This window comes from Limnospira sp., assembly GCF_051859755.1.
In the GTDB taxonomy this organism is placed as follows: domain Bacteria; phylum Cyanobacteriota; class Cyanobacteriia; order Cyanobacteriales; family Microcoleaceae; genus Limnospira; species Limnospira fusiformis.
Genome location: NZ_JBIMLI010000286.1, coordinates 1 through 2232, shown reverse-complemented (window position 1 = coordinate 2232; position 2232 = coordinate 1). Strand labels below are relative to the sequence as shown.

Annotated in this window: 2 protein-coding genes and 1 pseudogene; all 3 read right to left on the bottom strand. The window is 42.8% G+C overall.

Features of this window, described 5'->3' with window-relative positions; translation table 11 throughout:
- Positions 1-500: 500 nt before the first annotated feature.
- Positions 501-1520, bottom strand: coding sequence for a long-chain acyl-[acyl-carrier-protein] reductase (locus tag ACTIE0_RS23910; protein WP_006625675.1), 1020 nt, complete (start codon positions 1518-1520; stop codon positions 501-503).
- A gap of 303 nt (positions 1521-1823) precedes the next feature.
- Positions 1824-2036: a zinc ribbon domain-containing protein gene (locus tag ACTIE0_RS23905; protein WP_228116544.1), complete on the bottom strand. Its 213-nt coding sequence runs from the start codon at positions 2034-2036 to the stop codon at positions 1824-1826.
- Positions 2005-2232 (bottom strand): annotated as a pseudogene (locus tag ACTIE0_RS23900) (transposase); the annotation flags it as partial. The gene ACTIE0_RS23905 and the pseudogene ACTIE0_RS23900, both read right to left, overlap by 32 nt.

Below are 2232 nucleotides of genomic sequence, written 5' to 3'. Positions count from 1 at the left end.
GACTAAAGTCCCCCTGTCGCGTTTCCTCCCCGGTCTAAAGACACGGGGCTTCCACGCTCCCAAGAGGTTTACGTGAAACTCGCCCACCCCCTACTTATGGGATTTTACATAAGTTTTGCTAATTCATACAACCAAATAGATTGTTTTTGGCAAAGATTGTTAAGAATTAATACAATTTTAGGGAAAATTGCTCGCCAAAAGTTGACGAGATTATGGGGGTTGTGGTTTGCTTACAGAAATTGCTACCAAGGGCTTTCTGTGTCTATTGGATAAAATAAAGCCCGAAACCCTGATTGTATCGCGGTTAAAATTATTCTCCCGGCAAAAATTTAAATTCACGATTCACGAGTTTTTCGGGAAAATACCTAGGCTATTTTTACCGACCTTGACAAAAACGACATTTTGTGCATACCCCCCAAAGCCATAAATAATAATGAGATCCTCACCCGAAATTGGGAGTTTAACCGAGTTGGAGGGTAGCGGGTGAGGAGGGGGAAAAGTTATAGCATCAGTGGTTTAAAACCATGTTTAATAGACATCCGACCAATCATATCCATTTTATCCAAAGTGATTTGATTTCGGCCCCAAGAAAAATTGGTATATATAGACTCAAATTCTAATAACATAGATTCGGCAAAACAGGCGAATAGCTGGCGACCGGGAACATTCATATTGACAATTTTCATAATTTTCCAGTCAATATCTAAAGCGTGTTCCACAATGCCCCCAGACAGGACATGAACACCGGGACTTTGAAACTTAGTTGCCATATTTTTAGGGTAGCCCCCATCAATCAACAAACAAGGTTTTTTCAAAACTTCCGGGTCAATTTCCACCCCCTGTGGCATACTAGCGACCCAAACCACGATATCAGCCTGGGGTAATGCTTCATCTAAAGCCATAATTTTACCCCGTCCCAATTCAGCTTGTAGGTTTTGGAGTCTTTGGCGATCGCGAGCAATCAATAGTATTTCAGCCACATCAAGTCTGCCATTTAGCCACCGACAGACCGCACTGCCAATATCTCCGGTAGCGCCACAAACAGCCACAGTAGCCTTAGACAAATCTATTCCCAATTTCGGCGCTGCTTGTTCCACTTGACGGCAAATAATATAAGCCGTGTGGGTGTTTCCGGTAGTGAAGCGCTCAAACTCCAACTTAATGTTGCGAATTCTACCCAGTTGATCCAAATTAAATCTCTCCAAAATAATCGAAGAAAACCCCCCCAAAGCCGTAATATTAATGCCATTTTTTTGAGCATGAGCCATAGCATTAATAATTTTGCGAGTAGCAGCTTTCATGCGGTTAGTAGCCAACATTTCGGGTAAGAAGCAAGACTCTACATACCTACCCTCAATTACCTGACCCGTAATACTTGTTACCTTAAGATCCTCAACAATTACGGGTGGTGCGCTGCACCAAAAATCCAGACCTTGATCAGCATATTCTGCATAACCCAAATCCCGAGCTACAACCTGGGCGTGTTCCAAACTGGTAAGATGACCGATGAGACCAAACATGATTCGATTGAGTTATTTTTGAGTTAACATCCTCTTGGGGGAGGCTATTTTATTTACCCATCTCCCGGCACGAGCTGTATGAGTCGATGCCGGACCATAGAAATTAATTTTACCTGCAAAGGAGCAGGTTTGCTTGTGATTTTATGTTTAATCTTATCACCAACCTGCCCATAGTGCCAGCAATTCCGAATAAAGCTCTCCCCACCGGCTCCGGCGCGAGGTGGGGGTGTCATAATGCTAATCCCGGACTCGCCTGAGTGCTACATTTAACCTTCTCAAACCTGTATAAAACTTATTAAAGCTTTACGCCGATTGAAAAAGTATCGCATTGTCTTGGAAGACAACGGCAGTAGCCGGCAAAGCACGAAGCATAATGTTTCGTGCGCCTACCCAGTCACGGGGTGCTGTATAGCCGCAATTAGGACATTTCAAAACCTTACTTCCCCCTAGTTTCTCATGGATTTGACCACAATGGGGGCAGGTTTTAGAGGTATAACTTTCCTTCAGCGCGGACAACTAAAACACCTTTTCTTTCTGCTTGTTGCATGAGACGTTTAGAAAATATGTAGTGACTCCAAGTTAACAAGTGTCTCGCTGACTTAGAGTTGAGCTTTCTACGATATTTGACAACCATTTCACTCGAATTAAAAGTAGGAAGAAAGATAAGTTTATAGTGATTAACCAAGACATGAGCGACTTTCTTATGTAAATC